Source organism: Colwellia sp. PAMC 21821 (assembly GCF_002077175.1).
Taxonomy (GTDB): Bacteria; Pseudomonadota; Gammaproteobacteria; order Enterobacterales; family Alteromonadaceae; genus Cognaticolwellia.
Window position 1 is genome coordinate 37,407 of the sequence record NZ_CP014943.1, and the last position, 16,236, is coordinate 53,642.

Sequence of the window (16,236 nt, forward strand, 5' to 3'; positions counted from 1 at the left end):
TTATTTATGCTATGGGGATTTGCTTTTTTGAACTAAACCGCTATAAACCTAATTTAATTAGGTCACTTGGCTTTCTTGCATCATCCCTGCATGCTCAGCGTTTTATTTTGGCTCCATTACACCTAATTTCGCTCGATTAATCAATCATCTGTTATTGACAAATACCTGCGGGGTCAAATACCTACGGGGTCAGGTTCGTTAAAATATCAGTAATGTGCTCAAACCGACATATTAATCGAGCTATATTACGTCCGCAATAGGCTAGAAGCCGAAGTATTAATTTAGTCACTTGAAGCTTCCGTTTAATGCACAAGATTATCTTAATCGATGAGTGGCAAACCTAATATTATTCAGTGGTCATCGTAAATGACATCCGATGGCAGTGTGAGATAATAATGACTGGCAGTTCTGATGTAATTGTGTGGTAAAACTGATGTAATTATCCATAAGCTGTTGATTAGCTTGTGTATCAAGCACTCATTATTCAAAATACGATTAAGTCGAACATTTCATTACAGTATTCGCGCTGGTATTTAACTAAGCTACACCCAATAAGATAGGTTCAAAGTGTAGTAGACAGCGTTTACTGCACTTAAATTAATGGTGTGGTTATGATCGCAAAAGTAACAAACAAGGCAATTTTCAGCAGTAGAATTTTTTCTATCAATTATGTCACGTACCCTACTCACCATAGTGTGATGAAACATAGTGACCCTGTACAGAAAGGCCGTTATTACAAACTTAATTTTGTGTTGGTGAAAGCTAAAGTCGGTGGCGTGTTTGAGTGTTCAAACTGTATTATAAATTTATTTAATCGGATTTATTTGTTTCGCCCAGATAAATATGAACACAGCGTTTCTAAAATTGAGTCGGGTAAGCGGGTGCTATTGAGTTTTGCGTTGAATATTTAGTTGCATAGCGAGTAGCTAATTTACTAAAAAATCAAGTTAAGCAGCGCTTTAGTAATGTTAAGCTTTTCCGTGAGCTTTCCTTTAACTTGATACAGCAGAAACAAAAATACTAACTACAACTGTGCAAACTGTCGAATTAAGTTGTGATAAACATTATGTAAATTGTCCATTTCAGTGCGAGAGGTTTTATCTTCTTTGATCAGGTTTTGAATAGTTTGATCTAACTGATATAAGTTTTGGCGAATACTGACATCCGAGATCATGCTTTGCATCCAAGTAATAGCGGCTAATCGCTGACCTTGAGTAACAGCGGTTACCTTATGCAGACTACTTGACGGATAAACAACCGCATAGCCAGCAGGTAGCTTTATTGACTGCTGGCCAAATTCAGTAGATATAATTAACTCTCCTCCTTGATATTCCTCAGGTTCACTTAAAAAAGTGGTCATAGACATATCGCTACGCAAAACTTCTGAAGTACCTGGAATTCTCATCACCGCTGCGTCAACGTGATAACCGTACTCCTGCGTATCACTATAGCGATTAAAACAAGGAGGAAATATTTTATGCGGTAAAGCGGCTGATACCACTTTGGGTGTTTCACCAATGCGCGACAATAGCTGGTTAGCTAATTGACGCACAAGTGTATTACTGGCATCAGCTTGATTGTTATTTTTTACCGAAGCTGCCATGCCCATCGCTGTTTTCCCGCCGTCACCCCAAGGCGCGTTAGCAAGCTGTTGACGATAAGCATTAACTTCTTCTTTAGATAATATTTTTTCTATAACAATCATTACGTTTACTTTACCTGTTTTGCTCAGTGCTAATATGTTTCTAAAAGAAACTATTCAAGTGGTTTTAGTTGATATTAAAACTCATACGTTGCGGTAAGTTTCGTACTGGTAGCACTGCCTAAATACATAAAGGCACCCGAACGATAAGCCGCTGTAAAATACTCTTCGTTAAATGCATTGCCAATATTTAGTCTAAAGGTTAAATCGTCGGTCGCGTAGTAGTTAGCAAATAGGTTAACCACTTGATAGCTAGGTACAACAACGCTGTATCGGCTATTTACGCTGTCATAACCGGCAGCTGTATCTGGTTGTCCCGCATACATTTCACTTTGATAAGCGTAATCACCACCGACAACAAACGATTCATTTAGCTCATATCTTAACTGTAAATAAACACTTTTTTCAGCGAAGTTACTTAAGGCTAAGCCAATACTTTCATCATTTACCGAGTCTAACACTTCAGAGTCCATTGACGTAGCAGAGAACTGTAAACTAAGGTTTTCAGTTAAATTACCAACAAAGCCAACTTCAATTCCTCGTACTCTATTCTCGCCAGTATTTAACGTACCTAAAGTAGCGTAATCGTCGTCTCCAACACTTTCCATAACATCGTTTTTAGTAATTTGGAAAATAGACGCACTCAACATAAAGTTATCATCAAGTAGCATTAACTTTGTGCCAAGTTCAATGTTTTCTACACGTTCAGGATCCGAATCAGGTACTTGTGTTGCATTACCACAAACACCGCCATAGCCACAGTTCGCGCCTAAGTCAGTTTCGCCACCATTAATATTGGTTGCTGTACTGTAATTTGCATAAACATTAACGTCTTCAGAAAAGTCATAGATCAGACCAAAATTACCATTGTACATAGTATCTGAATAAGCATAAAGCGCTGATGTACCTTGACTTTTTGCTTCATTACTGTAATCGAACTTGTCTAATCTAGCGCCATAAAACACATCAAGTTGATCGGTTAAGTGCACCGTATCTAACATATAAACTGACACTGTTTCAATATCTAGCACGGCATCGTTATCGCCACGGCTATAAGTTCTTCCCATCAATTGATCAAGATTATCAAGCTGTTCACCTGCACCATCGATAATGCAAAAACCCGCACTATCACCACGTCGACCCGAAGTTATACAATTGGTTGGGTTATTATATTCAATATCGTACACACCGTTGTTAACACTTTCATCGGTGTATTCAAAACCAAAAACAAAGTTATTTTCTAAATCAAAAATAGAAGTATTCCAGAACAAGTTAAACTGTGTACTAGCATACGAAACATCTTGATAACCTTGATGCGTACTTAAACCTATTGTTGCAACACCTGGGGCATCAGGATCACTATCTGCGCGAACTGTCCCTTTTGCTCCGGTAGTAATATAGCCATTTTTTGTGTCACCAAAACGCGTAGCGTTATAAAGCGTTACATTATCGTTAATTTCATACTCAGTACGTAAGGTAAAAGTTTTTACCTCTGAGGTTAAAAAGTCTGACGCTTGAGAATACACCGGAATGTCTTTAACAGGTGCACGTTCAGCTTTGTCATAATAACTGCCTAAGTCAGGCACATCTTCCGCATCTAAATAATAAGCATCAGCGGTAATTGATAACGCCTGAGTTGGTAGATATACACCTGATAGTTGTACACCCTTTCGCTCATTTGAAACGCCTTCACGGTCAGGTTTATCTTCATCAGAAATCAAGGCATTAAGTCTAACTGCGGTGTTCTCTGACAAAGGCAAGTTATAATCAAGTGTTACACGTTTATATTCATCACTACCTAAACCGGCATCAACACGACCAAAGTTATAATTTACAGAAGCCTTTTTAGTAATACTGTTAACCGCACCACCCGATGATCCTCGACCCGCAAAAGTTGAGCTTGGTCCTTTAGTAATTTCAACACGCTCAGTAGCAAAACTTTCACGCGTGCTCATGCCTGGGTCTCTTAAACCATCAACAAACACATCACTGCGTGCTTCATGACCACGAATAATATAACGATCACCGAAAGCATTACCATTTTCGCCCGTGCCTAAGGTAATACCTGCTTGTGCTGAAAGTATATCTTTTAGGTCAGTTTTACCTGCTTCTATAATTTGGTCTTGTGTTAAAACAGTGATCATTTGCGGCGTATCAACAAGTTCCGCAACACGGCGAATATCGCCAGATTCGTCATGTAAATATACAGAAGTTTTAGCTCCATGAACTTTGATTAATTCAATCGCTTCTTCAGATTTATTAATTTCTTTCGCTTCACAAATAACCGCACTGTCTTTTTCACAGTTGTCTAGGTTACTTTCTGCGTATGCAGATGTACCACTAAATACCAGTGCCGCAGCTACGGCTTGTGCACCTAATGTCATTTTGCTTTTTTGATGAGATTTTAGTTGAGAGTTCATGTTTTTTACTTTTATTTTAAAGTCTTAATTAGTGAGGATTTAGATATTAACTAAATCAAAACTTAAATGCAAATGATAATAAATATCATTTGCATTAATATTAATATTCGGTATTTATACAACAAAGATTTATTACCCTCGACTAGGTCACATTTGAGTAGTTTAATTAGTTAGACGATATAACCGAAAGAAACCATATTAAGATTAATACATGGCTTAATGTTGTTTCTTATTTAGGGTTTTTAACCTAGAGAATTTTTAAACTAGAGTAAATAAGCGCTAGAGTAATGAATAATAAAAGCTCATAGATGCTCTTTCACAAACATAATCATATTAAAACCGTGTAATGCATTAAAAAAATGTCTCCCTGCATTATCATCCGCTTGTCACATGTTCATTTATATCGGTATTAATGATATCTTCTTCAAATGCTCTACCCTCAAGGTATTTCTTCATCGCTACAATACAAGGTGAGTAAAATTTATTAATAACGACATAGCGCTTTACGGTGTTTATTTTTAAATTTTTAGTCTACGTTATTTATATGCTGACTTAATCATATCAAGCTCAAAAGGGATTTAATTTGGATATCAACACAGCAAAATCAGTTTTACAAAACACCTTCGGTTACGCTGATTTTCGTCACCAACAAGCCAACATAATTAGTGAAATTATTAATGGCGCTGATGTTTTTACGCTTATGCCGACCGGTGGAGGAAAATCATTATGCTACCAAATACCGGCTATTGTTTTGCAAGGGGTTGGTATTGTTGTATCACCCCTGATCGCCTTGATGAAAGATCAAGTTGATGCGCTAAAGTTACAAGGGGTAAAAGCAGAGTTTTTAAATTCATCACAAGATCATGAAGAACAGCGCCGTGTTGAACAGCTTATAACCTCGGGCAATGTCGACTTATTATATGTAGCGCCAGAAAGGCTCTTAAGTGATTATTTTCTATCGCTGCTTGATCGAGTTACCATCGCATTATTTGCCTTCGACGAAGCACATTGTGTATCGCAATGGGGCCACGATTTTAGGCCTGAGTATCAAAAACTCTCTATCATAGGTCACCGATACCCTAACACACCCAAAATCGCCTTAACCGCAACAGCGGATATGAAAACCCGTGATGAAATCGTACAGGTTTTAAATTTAACGGGTGCTAAAACTTTTGTACATAGCTTTGATAGACCCAATATTCAATATCGTATTAGTGAACAGAAAAATAGCAAAGAGCAGCTACTTAAATTTATTAATACCGAACATGAAAATGATGCCGGTATTGTCTATTGTCTTTCACGAAAATCAGTAGAATCAACCGCTCAGTGGTTAACGGAGCAAGGAAAAACGGCTTTACCTTATCATGCTGGTTTAGCTAGCGATCTTAAGGATAATAACCAACAGCGATTCTTAAGAGAAGATGGCATTATAATCGTTGCTACCATTGCATTTGGAATGGGTATTGATAAGCCTGATGTGCGATTTGTTGCGCATTTAAATTTACCAAAAAGTATTGAAGCTTATTATCAAGAAACCGGGCGTGCTGGTCGAGATGGCATGCCAGCCAACACTTGGTTAGCTTATGGTATGCAAGATGTTATCAAACTAAAACAAATGGCGAGTCAAAGTGATGGTAATGAACAGTTTAAATTTATTACTCAGCGTAAAATTGACGCGCTGCTGGGCTATTGTGAAGTTAGCTCCTGTCGCAGACAAGTGCTGTTAAACTATTTTGGTGAAACCTTATCAGAGCCTTGCGGAAATTGTGATAACTGCTTGAACCCTCCTGTAACCTGGGATGGCACCAGTGCTGCACAAAAAGCCCTTTCAACGGTTTATCGAACAGGGCAAAGGTTTGGTGTTGGCCATCAAATTGATGTGTTAACCGGCAAAAAAACACCCAAAATTACTAGCCTAAATCACCATCAACTTTCCACTTATAATATTGGCAGCGAACTTACGGCAATGGAATGGCAAACGGTATTTAGACAACTTATTTCCATGGGGTATTTAGCGGTTGAAATAGATTATGGCGTGTTAAAGTTAACTGAAAAAGCGCGACCTTTATTAAAAGGTGAATGTGCTATTCAGCTTAAAGTGCAAAAATATAAAAAACCCAAGCAAGCTCAAAACAAAAAACAAGCTATTGAGAGTGACTTATCGGCTGACGAGCAAGTTAACTTTGAAAAACTTAAGCAACAACGATCTTTATGGGCAAAAGAGCGAAACGTTCCAGCATATGTTGTTTTTCATGACGCAACCTTAATGGATATAGCGCGAATAAATCCCAAAAATTCAAACCAATTACTTGAAGTTAATGGTTTAGGTAAAACAAAGCTTGAGCTTTATGGTGAAAAAATTATTGCCTTGTTAACGTAAAAAATAGCACAGCATTAGTTATCGTTTGAACGAATCTGCATTTTTTATACGCAAAAAAAGGAGTAAATATCTGCCAATAACTAGTAAAAATTAACTAATACTAGAACTGTTTATCGGTTCAATGTTTACAAAAATAAGCTTAAGGCGCTATTTCTATGATCTAAATTGGGAAATCCTTTTACGGTTACACTTCAATTACCCGGTTTCTACCGAGATCTTTCGCCTTATAAAGCGCATTATCTAAGCCTTGATAAATGGACTCAAAATTAGAAATAGCTTCTTTGATATAGGTTATTGAAAAGCTAGCTGTAATCGTTAGCTCACTTTCATCATTTATAAATATGGGGTTACTTTCAAAACTATTACGTATGCGTTCAACTATAATTTGAGCGGAAACTTTCTCTATGTTTTTTAAACAAATAACAAACTCCTCGCCACCAATCCTACCAAAAAGATCTTGCTGCCTAATATTATCTTTAGTTAGTTTAACAATATGCCTCAGTGCTTTATCACCACAAATATGTGAGTATTTATCATTTATAGATTTAAAGTCATCTAGGTCAAAAAGAATAATGGCATGTATATCATTGTCTACCGTAGTGTTTAAGTTTGCTATTTGTTCAAAAATAGCTCGCCTATTGAAGATACGTGTTAGCTCATCAGTTTCTGATAGTATTTTTTGCTTATTTTTTTGATGCCATATAAATAAGCAAATTGCGAACAATGTAAATATTAATATACCGGATAATACTAAGGTTATTTTTGATTTCTCGAGCTTAGCTGAAACTAAGCTAAGTTCCAGTGCAACTATATCTTGTTGTAACTCTGCAAAAGCTAAAATAGACACAGAATTTTGCTGATTAATTAAAGTTTGTTGATTGATATCAATATAATTTTCAAAATATTTAATGGCTAAGTCAGATTGATTTTGAGCTATATAATATTTGATCAAAAACTCATAAAGATACCGTAAATTGGGCTTATCAGTTTGCTCAATTAATAAGTCTTTTTTTACTATGAAGGTATTAACACATTGAGTTCTATTATTTTCCAAACACGCTATAGCCTTATACAACCTCATTTTATTATTTTTATGTAACTCTTCAGTACTAGTTTGATAAGGTTCAAATTCGTCAATAAGTACTAACATTTCAGTAAAGTTTTTTTCTATATAGGCGAACTTTATTTTTATAGTTAGTAATAACATTTTGTAATATTGAGAATCTATAGACAGTACTTTACCTGATTCAAATTTTCTAAAGTATTGCTTACTTTCTTCAATATCACCAGCATCTAATAATTCAGTTGCAATAGCGTAATGAGTCCAATGTAAATCGAATTCATCATCAATATAAGACAACTGTTTTTTGAACGCGTTCGCTGCAAGCGTAAACTGACCAATAGAAGAATAAATTTCAGCTATATTGATATATACATCACTTATAAATTGGTTATCGTCTTTATTTAACTCCTGCAGCCTGATAAACGCTTTAACCTTATCAACAGCGGTCATATCAGAACAATATTGCAGCTCAACCATATCCAAGTACTTCAAAAATTCTTGTGAAGCGTTTGTTAAAGATGGTAGGTGTTCATGTAAAAAATCGCACGATTTTTTTTGTGAGTAACGATAATAAAATGTTGTCAAATCATAAATTGCGATTGATAAAATATTTTGGTTTACTTCATTACTCGGCAAAAGGGTTATTTTTTTTAACTGCCTTAGATAATCTTCACTAAAACCATATTTACAGAATATAGCCGTTGATTTTTGCCAGAGTAGTTTTGAGCGAGCTTGATTTGATAAATTTGGAGAGTTAGCTAACAAGCTTTCAACGTTATCACTTAACATTGCATCCACAGGACAAACATAATTTTGAGATGGTTCGATACTATTTAATGTCATGTTCAAATCATTGGCGAATGCCGAATTAATGAAAGATAACGAGCAGTAGTATAAAGCAGAAAATATCAAAAATTTACTAACCATTATTTTAAAGATATTCAAAATCCGCGCTGCCACTTGAGTATTGCCATATAAAATAAAAACCTGCTTTTGCTTAAATAAGGGTATTTCCAACCACTACTTAGTTGTGATTGTGAATAATTCTGACCTGAATGTTTAAATTTATTGAACAGATATTAAGTGAATAGTTTCAAACTTGAGAGAATAAAAAACATAGAGATAACAATAAACTAGTTTATCTTCTGACTTCATCATAAAAACTAAAAGAATAACTAGCGTAAGGTCAATCATGACCCGCATAACTTACTCATAAACTATAGGCTTAAATAGGCTATAAATTTTTCTCATATGGTTTTCACTAAAATACCTTATTAAAAACCATTTAAATAATATGCTTAAATGGTTTATAAACTACAACGTTATTTATTGCAACCGTTCGCATTAACAAAAAGTTAACACAGAGTAGCTTGTTCATTAGCGTAAACTTTACCTCCAGCTTGTTAAAGCAATAAGAAGTCATCAAAGTTCATCGTAATAGTTAAGTGTTCGATGCTATTTAAATCGATAATGAAGTAAAGTGAAGCGACTTTTCCGCCCTTTTACTCCCTAAAATACAGGTAAGTGACCTTTTGATTCATCTCGTACATCAGCTTGGGCAATGGACTTAGATATATACTCTTTGTCCATTTTTATCGCTGGTAACAGATCATTTCCTTGTACCAAATATTATGTCTACTTTTGACAGAATAATACAATAAAGTAAAAAGAGATTTAAATACGCTAACAGTACTTGAGCGGTATAATTTTATTGCCTACAATAGCGCACTTTTCACTTAATTACAGACCACTAAAATGAACGATACAAATTCGCAACCAGCATTACCTGATCGTCTTTCAATTAACCCTCGTAGTCCACATCATGTGGCAGCCGTTTTCGAACATGAAATTGGCATTCGCATCAATGGCAAAGAGCGCTTCGATGTTGAAGAATATTGCATCAGTGAGGGTTGGGTTAAAGTTGCATCGGCTAAAGCATTAGATCGTCGCGGACAACCACTTTTAGTAACAGTAAAAGGAACTGTAGAGTCGTTTTATCGCTAAAGTGATCATGACCAACCACTAATTTAGTTCATCACCTTTCAAATATAAATACAATAGGGGCAAATTGGCATGATGTAAATATGCCCCTATCAAAACACCTAATACCATTTTAAGGATAAATGGTGCCACATATATAGTAAATTCAATACCTAAAATCACCCTAAAAAGTAACTACTAACCTTACGTATACAATAACGTAGCCTTTGGTTTGTGTTCTGCATGACCAACATCAAGCTAAAATGCTAACTTTAATAAATTGGCAGAAATGATTGCTGCGTCCAAAACTTTTACTCATAAGCTAAATGGCAAATTCAACGAACTAGAAAGTATTGCAAATGACGTTGAAGTTGGCACTCAAGCACAACAAGTCGATTTAGACAGTATCGCCACAGCAATGACTGAAATGGTTGCTACTTCAAGTGAGGTAGCAAAGCTAGCAGTAGAAACGGTCCACGGTGGCAAGCATGCTAAGGCACTGCTCCAAGAAACACAGGATATATTAGAGAGTAGTGTAAAAAACGTGCAATTACTTCAAGGGAATATTTCCTTGACCAGCGAAAAAACATCACAAGTTGCTGCTCGCAATTATGATATAACCAGTATTGTTGAAACTATTCGATCTATTGCCGATCAAACTAACCTATTAGCATTAAACGCGGCAATAGAGGCAGCAAGAGCAGGAGAACAAGGAAGAGGCTTTGCCGTTGTTGCTGATGAGGTTAGAAGTTCGGCTGCACGTACTCAAACCTCTACTCAGGATATAAGTAATTAAATTAGCAACTTACAAATAGATGTCAATAAAGCCGTTGAAACATTAGATGAGAACAAAGACTCAATTACCCATACAGTTGATAATACAAGTATTAGCTTCGAACGACTTTCTCAAACGAAAGCAAGCATTGAGATAATGAGCGAAAGTATTGAGCAGGTAGCAACAGCAGCCGAGCAGCAAAGCCATATTGCAGAAGATATAAACATTCGATTAGTATCCGTTTCTGATAGTATTAATGGCTTAGCCGAATTAGGTCATAAATTACAAAAAAAATAGTATTCACTCGAAAGTCATAGCCGAACAGATTAAAGCAGAGCTAAATAGGCTAAAATGTTAATGCACTTTACTTTATTAACTGCAGAGAAAAAATGACAATACAACCCGTTGAACAATTTCAAGGTCAGCCGAAAGTTGCTTTAATTATTGGCGCTAGCGGTTTAGTGGGGCAACATTTGTTGATGCAACTTTTGGACAGTAGCAATTACAGTAAAGTTGTCGCCCTAGTGCGCAAGCCCCTCGCTATAGAGCACAACAAGCTTGAACAAAGACAAGTTGATTTTGAGCATTTAGCAGAAGAATTAACGCGCTACGAACTCGCTAGTGAAAAGCAACAACCAAAATTAACAACTAATATCGCTGACCTAGCAAAAATTGATCATATCTTTTGTACTCTTGGCAGTACGATAAAAAAAGCAGGATCTAAATCAGCCTTTAGTAAAATTGATCACCAGTACCCACTGATCATAGCCAAACATTTTTATCGTCAAAATACACCGCTTTTTGCCATCGTAACCGCAATGGCAGCAAATGAATCTTCTTCTATATTTTATAACCAAGTAAAAGGGAAAATAGAGTCAGCATTAAGTGACATTGGCTTTGTCCACCTCGGCCTATTTCGTCCATCAATGTTATCAGGCCAACGTGATGATTTTCGACTCGGGGAACAATTTGGCAGTGTATTGATGAACGCGCTAGCATTTATGATCCCAAAAAAATATCGCGTAATTCAAGCCGTCAAGGTGGCGAATGCTATGCTCGCTTACGCTGAACATCCACCATCAGGAATTACGATTATTCAGTCAGATCAGCTGCAAAATTACTAAGTGTTTTACCGGTCATACGATAGCCAACCCACTCTTCTTGTGCGACAGCCCCTAATGAATGGTAAAATTCTCTTGAAGGCGTATTCCAATCTAAACAGCTCCATTCAAATCGTGCACAATCTTTTTCAACCGCTATTTTTGCCATGGCTTTTAGTAATTTAACGCCTGCACCTTTACCACGATATTCTGGCATAACGTATAAATCTTCTAAATACAGGCCTGATTTAGCTAACCAAGTGGAATAATTAAAGAAGTAAATGGCTGAGCCAATCGCGACACCGTCAAGCTCACAAATTAAGGCGAAAACATGACTGTTTTCAGCAAAAATGCTTTCTTTTATTGTTTGCTCTGTGGCTAAAACTTCATGTTCAGCTTTTTCATATATGGCGAGATCTATAATAAATTTAAATAATATACTGGTATCGTCTGCGGTTGCTTTTCTTACGACTAAATTGCTCACATTTAACTCCTGATGAATTTATTGGCTTTTTCTTGGCTTAATAGTTTCTTGGCTTAATAGTTTCTTGGCTTAATAGTAAAGGCATATAATATGTAATACTATTATTGATTATTTAACGCATGTTGCGCTCGTGCAATTATCGCAGTTGAAAACTCTTTAAAAACCCCTTTCAACAATACCCAATGATGCCAGTAAAGTGTTCTAATAATGGGGTGTTCTGGCATTAAATTTATCAGCTCTGCTGAGGCAAGTTCAGCTTGTATTTGCAGTTTAGGGATCAAACAATAGGCTAATCCCTGCTTGGCGAAGTTAACAAAAGCTTCTGAAGATCGCACCGTATGGCAAGGGTAAGACCCCCCTGTTAAGCCAAAGGTTTTTTCAATATATTTAATGTGCATATCATCTTTTTGATCATAAGCTACCGCGGGGGCTCTGGCCAATGATTGCTCATTAATACCATCAGAAAAATAACGTTTGATGAAACTTGGCGAAGCGACTAATAAATAATGCATATCGCCGAGCTTATCTAATGTACAGCCAGGTAAAGCATGAGCATGCGTGCTCAGCGCGCCAAACACTTCACCGTCTTTTAAATAATGAATGGTTCTATTTTCATCGGCCAATCGAAAATTTATCGCGACATTATATTCATGACAAACATCACCAATGGCTGTGATCAGCCAAGTGGCTAAACTGTCAGCATTACTGGCGATGTTTGCCGTTATTGTTTCGTTTTTTTTATCACCTGAAATTTCAGGGATAATATCTTGTTCAAGTAGTTTAACCTGTTGATAGTGAGCCAGTAATTTCTTACCAATACCGGTTGCTACTATGGGTTGTGCTCGAATTAATACCGGTTGGCCTATCGCTTGCTCTAAGCTTTTAATCCGCTGAGATACAGCAGATTGTGTAATAGCTAATACCGAGGCGGCTTTATCAAAATTTTGTTCATCCACCACCACGCTCAATGCATGTAATAGCTTATAATCGAACAAAGTAATTCACTCCTACTAGTTGCTAATGTTGATTTAATACAGTCACATTAGCAAAACTAATCAAAGATAAAAATCATTAATTATATTTATCGATTTTGATTCGATATATTAGCCGCAATGACTAACACCCTGATATTTTTTGGAGCAAAATGTTTTCACCTCTTCTACAAGGTCTTTTTTTAGGTGGCAGTATGATTATTCCACTTGGCGCGCAAAATTCTCATGTGTTAAATCATGGTATTAAAAAAAATCATCATTTTTTGGCCGCATCAATTTGTATGCTATGTGATGTGGTACTGATTGCATTAGGTGTATTTGGTGGTGCAAAACTTATCGCTACATCACCAACCTTAGTAACGGTTATTTCTTGGGGCGGTATCGTATTTTTATCTGGTTATGCAGGTTTGTCATTTCGCCAAGCATGGCTTAATAATTATAATAAAGTGCAAGATAAAGCCGGAAAAACAAATAAAAAACCTTGGCTAGTTATTGCTTCAACGTTAGCAGTAACGTTATTGAATCCACATGTTTATCTTGATACGGTACTGATATTGGGCAGTGTTGGTGGCCAATTTGAAGGTAATGAAAAAATTGCATTTGCAGTCGGCACCATGCTGGCTTCTATGCTGTGGTTTTATAGTTTAGCAGGCGCTGCGGCAAAAATGTCACCTTGGCTTAGTCAAGCTAAAGTAAAAAGAGTAATTGATATACTCGTTGGATTAGTCATGTGCGGCATAGCATGGTCATTATTTAATAGCTTATAGTCGCTTAAGCAAGTCTATTACGCCAATTTCCACCGTGATACAGCGTACAGTTCTCTTCGCTGTCTAGCTCTATTTGGTTTTTAGCATTTTTAAGCTCAATGCCAATATCAGCAAGACTACTGGAAATCATCGACGCTAAGCCATTGTTATCAGATGACTTCAAATAAGTTGCTAACGTAATATTACTGTCAAAAACACAAACGATTTTTAAACTGTCTGGAAATTTATCAAAATTTACGGTGTGTGTTAACCACTTAAAGCCGTCGATTTCGTCTAACGCGGAGTGGCAAACCTGAGTTAGCGCCTTGACTATTTGATTATCCAATTTTTTATCTGATTTACGCATGACTTAATAACATTACCTTTGAAATTGACTTTGACTTTACATGGTCTTTATACCTTATCTACAAAAGCATTTATACAAGACCTTTAGAAAATATTTTTGAAAACTCAGTTGCGCTTAAACTATTAGACTTACTGCCCAAATAGTTATTTTTTCCAGATCTTTTTGTCGTTAATAAAAAATCGTCTGCTGCTTTTATCAATTCATCAAAATTAAATTTTTCATTTTTATCATGTAGAGCATAACCTGCTGATATGGTGACTGATAGCGTCGCCTGATCGTATTCTATTAGCAAATCATTAATACTACGAATGATTCTTTTCGCAAGTTCACGTATTTGGCTATGACTAACTGACTCGCAAATCAAAACAAATTCATCTCCTCCCCAGCGAATAAGCAGGTCATGCTCCCTAATTTGAGTAGTTATTGTATTCACAATAGCTTTTAATGCTTTATCACCACCCGCATGTCCAAATGTGTCATTAATGAATTTAAAATCATCACAATCAATTATTAACGCACCTAACGAAAGGTCAGGATCAGTTTCTCGCTCAAATCGAGACTGCACCGCCGGTAAATAACTTTTTAAATAACTTCGACAAAATAAGCCAGTTAAGCCATCTTTCATCGATGTTACTACTTGCGCTTTTAACATCCGATGATGAACAAGAAATACGATAATAAAAAAGCAAACAACTAGCCCTAATGCAATAATAATAAAAATAGACTGCTGATGTTTATTTTTATTCTCTTCCACTAAAATTTTATTCATTAAGAATGAGTTATTAAGCTCTGTATATTTTTGCTGACTTTTAATATTCTCAATGCGTTTATCCATAGTGGTAACTAAACTTATGGTATTAGTTTCATTCGCTAAAAGTTGGATATCTGCATAGGCACGTAAGTATTTCAGTGAATTTTTATCATCTCCCATCAACTGATAAATATTGCTGAGTAAATACTGGATAGCAGCACTATCATTACTATGCGGAATTTTATTATTGTAGCGTAAACTCGTGATGGCATAATCAAGCGCGAGTAAGGGCTTATTAGTTTCTAAATATAGCTCTGCTAAGTTTTTACTCACTGATTGTAACAAACGAACATCATGATCAGATTCAGCTTTATTTAGCCCTAATTTCAGCCATTTTTCTGCTGCTGAAAAATTTCCTAATTGTTGTTGTACTACCCCTTTAAATCGAAGTAAATAGCCATTATTTGTATTTAATCTCGACGGAATATTTTCAGCAACTATAGTTATTTTGTGGGTTTCTTGCGGGGACGTTCCAGGTAGATTAATACGTACTCCAATTAAATACAGTGTAGCTAGAAACTCCCCATCATAGTTTTTCGTTTCACGTGCTAACGTAAGTGCCATTTGTAAAGGTTCAACAGCTAATTGAAAAAGATCTAATTGAATATAGCTCAAGGCTAAGCGATTTAAAGCTACGATTTCACCACGTTTATTTTTCGAATCATGGGCATAATCAGCCATTTTTTGGACATAGTTTATTGTTTCAGCATAATCTCCGCGAATTAGATATATACCGCTAATACTTTCTAAAGAGTCAATATATAATTCATCATTTTTAACCAAAGAAAGCTTTGAAATGGCTAAATCGAGATAATATTTACCCTCGAGCCAATTACCACTTTTAACTTTTAGCTTTGCTATATAAGCATAAATAGGAGCTTGTAACTCTGCATAGCCTGGCAAGTCAATATTATCCAGCAAGTCCTTAACAAATATACGATTTTTATCTGAATTTAAATGCTGAAAGCTTTTTAATTCAGTATAATGTTCTCGAGTTTCTAGGGCGTGTGCTTTTGTTAGTATAAGCACAGAAAGAAGAAGTATAATATTCTTGAAATTAAGTAGTGGATATCTACTAGTGAAGTTCATTTTATAAATTCCATTTTGTGTACACATTCCATTGTTGAGCTACAGCTTACATTATATTACTATAAATGTATTAAATTTGTACGGGATATCAGCACTATATTATATTGATATAGTTCAATATAGTGTCTACAAATTGCGCCTATATTGAGAACTTATTTTAGCAAAAACTGATGATTTTACGCAACAGAACACCTTTTTATAAAAACGATTATATAGAGTGAAAAACCTTATTCACGGAGCATAAATTTCATTAGCACATGGTATATTAGTTATTGATTTATGATTAAATTTAGATACATTCAATCATCTATAAGTTAGCAGTATTTA

Annotated in this window: 14 protein-coding genes; 7 read left to right on the top strand and 7 right to left on the bottom strand. The window is 35.8% G+C overall.

Going from position 1 to position 16,236, the window contains the following annotated elements; all coding sequences use genetic code 11:
* The first annotated feature begins 611 nt into the window (after positions 1-611).
* Positions 612-911, top strand: coding sequence for a hypothetical protein (locus tag A3Q33_RS20780; protein ID WP_081177859.1), 300 nt, complete (start codon positions 612-614; stop codon positions 909-911).
* A gap of 113 nt (positions 912-1,024) precedes the next feature.
* On the opposite strand, the gene A3Q33_RS00150 is transcribed toward A3Q33_RS20780, so the two are convergent.
* Together A3Q33_RS00150 and A3Q33_RS00155 are read right to left on the bottom strand one after the other, a co-directional pair.
* Positions 1,025-1,705: a Fe2+-dependent dioxygenase gene (locus tag A3Q33_RS00150; protein WP_081177860.1), complete on the bottom strand. Its 681-nt coding sequence runs from the start codon at positions 1,703-1,705 to the stop codon at positions 1,025-1,027.
* A gap of 74 nt (positions 1,706-1,779) precedes the next feature.
* Entirely contained in the window at positions 1,780-4,122 is a 2,343-nt protein-coding gene (locus tag A3Q33_RS00155; protein ID WP_081177861.1) for a TonB-dependent receptor, read from the bottom strand.
* A 583-nt stretch (positions 4,123-4,705) separates the two neighbouring features.
* Between A3Q33_RS00155 and recQ the strand changes: the two genes are divergently transcribed.
* Positions 4,706-6,502 (top strand): DNA helicase RecQ, encoded by a 1,797-nt coding sequence (gene recQ, locus A3Q33_RS00160; protein WP_081177862.1) that lies wholly within the window; start codon positions 4,706-4,708, stop codon positions 6,500-6,502.
* 184 nt (positions 6,503-6,686) lie between these two features.
* Here the strand turns inward: recQ and A3Q33_RS00165 are convergent, their stop codons facing one another.
* A complete protein-coding gene (locus A3Q33_RS00165; RefSeq protein WP_196798019.1) occupies positions 6,687-8,408 on the bottom strand; it encodes a GGDEF domain-containing protein in 1,722 nt (573 codons plus the stop codon).
* Positions 8,409-9,320: 912 nt separating this feature from the next.
* Between A3Q33_RS00165 and A3Q33_RS00170 the strand changes: the two genes are divergently transcribed.
* The 4 genes from A3Q33_RS00170 to A3Q33_RS00180 all read left to right on the top strand — a co-directional run bounded on the left by A3Q33_RS00170 (position 9,321) and on the right by A3Q33_RS00180 (position 11,444).
* Positions 9,321-9,569 (top strand): DUF3297 family protein, encoded by a 249-nt coding sequence (locus tag A3Q33_RS00170; protein WP_081177864.1) that lies wholly within the window; start codon positions 9,321-9,323, stop codon positions 9,567-9,569.
* Between the two features lie 265 nt (positions 9,570-9,834).
* Positions 9,835-10,341, top strand: coding sequence for a methyl-accepting chemotaxis protein (locus tag A3Q33_RS00175; protein WP_081177865.1), 507 nt, complete (start codon positions 9,835-9,837; stop codon positions 10,339-10,341).
* 135 nt (positions 10,342-10,476) lie between these two features.
* Positions 10,477-10,617, top strand: a complete 141-nt coding sequence (locus A3Q33_RS20525) for a hypothetical protein (RefSeq protein ID WP_155866665.1) — start codon at positions 10,477-10,479, stop codon at positions 10,615-10,617.
* A 92-nt stretch (positions 10,618-10,709) separates the two neighbouring features.
* Positions 10,710-11,444 carry an SDR family oxidoreductase gene (locus tag A3Q33_RS00180; RefSeq protein ID WP_081177866.1) on the top strand — a complete coding sequence of 245 codons (735 nt, stop codon included), beginning with the start codon at positions 10,710-10,712 and terminating at the stop codon, positions 11,442-11,444.
* On the opposite strand, the gene A3Q33_RS00185 is transcribed toward A3Q33_RS00180, so the two are convergent.
* Together A3Q33_RS00185 and A3Q33_RS00190 are read right to left on the bottom strand one after the other, a co-directional pair.
* A complete protein-coding gene (locus A3Q33_RS00185) occupies positions 11,413-11,904 on the bottom strand; it encodes a GNAT family N-acetyltransferase (RefSeq protein WP_081177867.1) in 492 nt (163 codons plus the stop codon). The genes A3Q33_RS00180 and A3Q33_RS00185 overlap by 32 nt on opposite strands.
* Positions 11,905-12,005: 101 nt before the next feature.
* Complete coding sequence (locus A3Q33_RS00190; RefSeq protein ID WP_353615514.1) at positions 12,006-12,899, bottom strand: LysR family transcriptional regulator ArgP; 894 nt, start codon at positions 12,897-12,899, stop codon at positions 12,006-12,008.
* 149 nt (positions 12,900-13,048) lie between these two features.
* On the opposite strand from A3Q33_RS00190, the gene A3Q33_RS00195 reads away from it, so the two are divergent.
* Positions 13,049-13,663, top strand: coding sequence for a LysE/ArgO family amino acid transporter (locus tag A3Q33_RS00195; protein ID WP_081177869.1), 615 nt, complete (start codon positions 13,049-13,051; stop codon positions 13,661-13,663).
* A 4-nt stretch (positions 13,664-13,667) separates the two neighbouring features.
* Here A3Q33_RS00195 and A3Q33_RS00200 read toward each other — a convergent pair whose 3' ends face one another.
* Together A3Q33_RS00200 and A3Q33_RS00205 are read right to left on the bottom strand one after the other, a co-directional pair.
* On the bottom strand, positions 13,668-14,009 hold the full coding sequence (locus tag A3Q33_RS00200) for a Fis family transcriptional regulator (RefSeq protein ID WP_081177870.1): 342 nt from the start codon (positions 14,007-14,009) through the stop codon (positions 13,668-13,670).
* A gap of 70 nt (positions 14,010-14,079) precedes the next feature.
* Positions 14,080-15,909 (bottom strand): tetratricopeptide repeat-containing diguanylate cyclase, encoded by a 1,830-nt coding sequence (locus tag A3Q33_RS00205; protein ID WP_196798020.1) that lies wholly within the window; start codon positions 15,907-15,909, stop codon positions 14,080-14,082.
* Positions 15,910-16,236 lie beyond the last annotated feature (327 nt).

What these genes read in the sequence shown, in the direction of transcription:
- A3Q33_RS20780 (WP_081177859.1), top strand. Translation starts at nt 612, where the DNA reads ATGATCGCAAAAGTAACAAACAAGGCAATTTTCAGCAGTAGAATTTTT.
- A3Q33_RS00150 (WP_081177860.1), bottom strand. Translation starts at nt 1,705, where the DNA reads ATGATTGTTATAGAAAAAATATTATCTAAAGAAGAAGTTAATGCTTAT.
- A3Q33_RS00155 (WP_081177861.1), bottom strand. Translation starts at nt 4,122, where the DNA reads ATGAACTCTCAACTAAAATCTCATCAAAAAAGCAAAATGACATTAGGT.
- A3Q33_RS00165 (WP_196798019.1), bottom strand. Translation starts at nt 8,408, where the DNA reads ATGACATTAAATAGTATCGAACCATCTCAAAATTATGTTTGTCCTGTG.
- A3Q33_RS00170 (WP_081177864.1), top strand. Translation starts at nt 9,321, where the DNA reads ATGAACGATACAAATTCGCAACCAGCATTACCTGATCGTCTTTCAATT.
- A3Q33_RS00175 (WP_081177865.1), top strand. Translation starts at nt 9,835, where the DNA reads ATGATTGCTGCGTCCAAAACTTTTACTCATAAGCTAAATGGCAAATTC.
- A3Q33_RS20525 (WP_155866665.1), top strand. Translation starts at nt 10,477, where the DNA reads ATGAGCGAAAGTATTGAGCAGGTAGCAACAGCAGCCGAGCAGCAAAGC.
- A3Q33_RS00180 (WP_081177866.1), top strand. Translation starts at nt 10,710, where the DNA reads ATGACAATACAACCCGTTGAACAATTTCAAGGTCAGCCGAAAGTTGCT.
- A3Q33_RS00195 (WP_081177869.1), top strand. Translation starts at nt 13,049, where the DNA reads ATGTTTTCACCTCTTCTACAAGGTCTTTTTTTAGGTGGCAGTATGATT.
- A3Q33_RS00200 (WP_081177870.1), bottom strand. Translation starts at nt 14,009, where the DNA reads ATGCGTAAATCAGATAAAAAATTGGATAATCAAATAGTCAAGGCGCTA.
- A3Q33_RS00205 (WP_196798020.1), bottom strand. Translation starts at nt 15,909, where the DNA reads ATGAACTTCACTAGTAGATATCCACTACTTAATTTCAAGAATATTATA.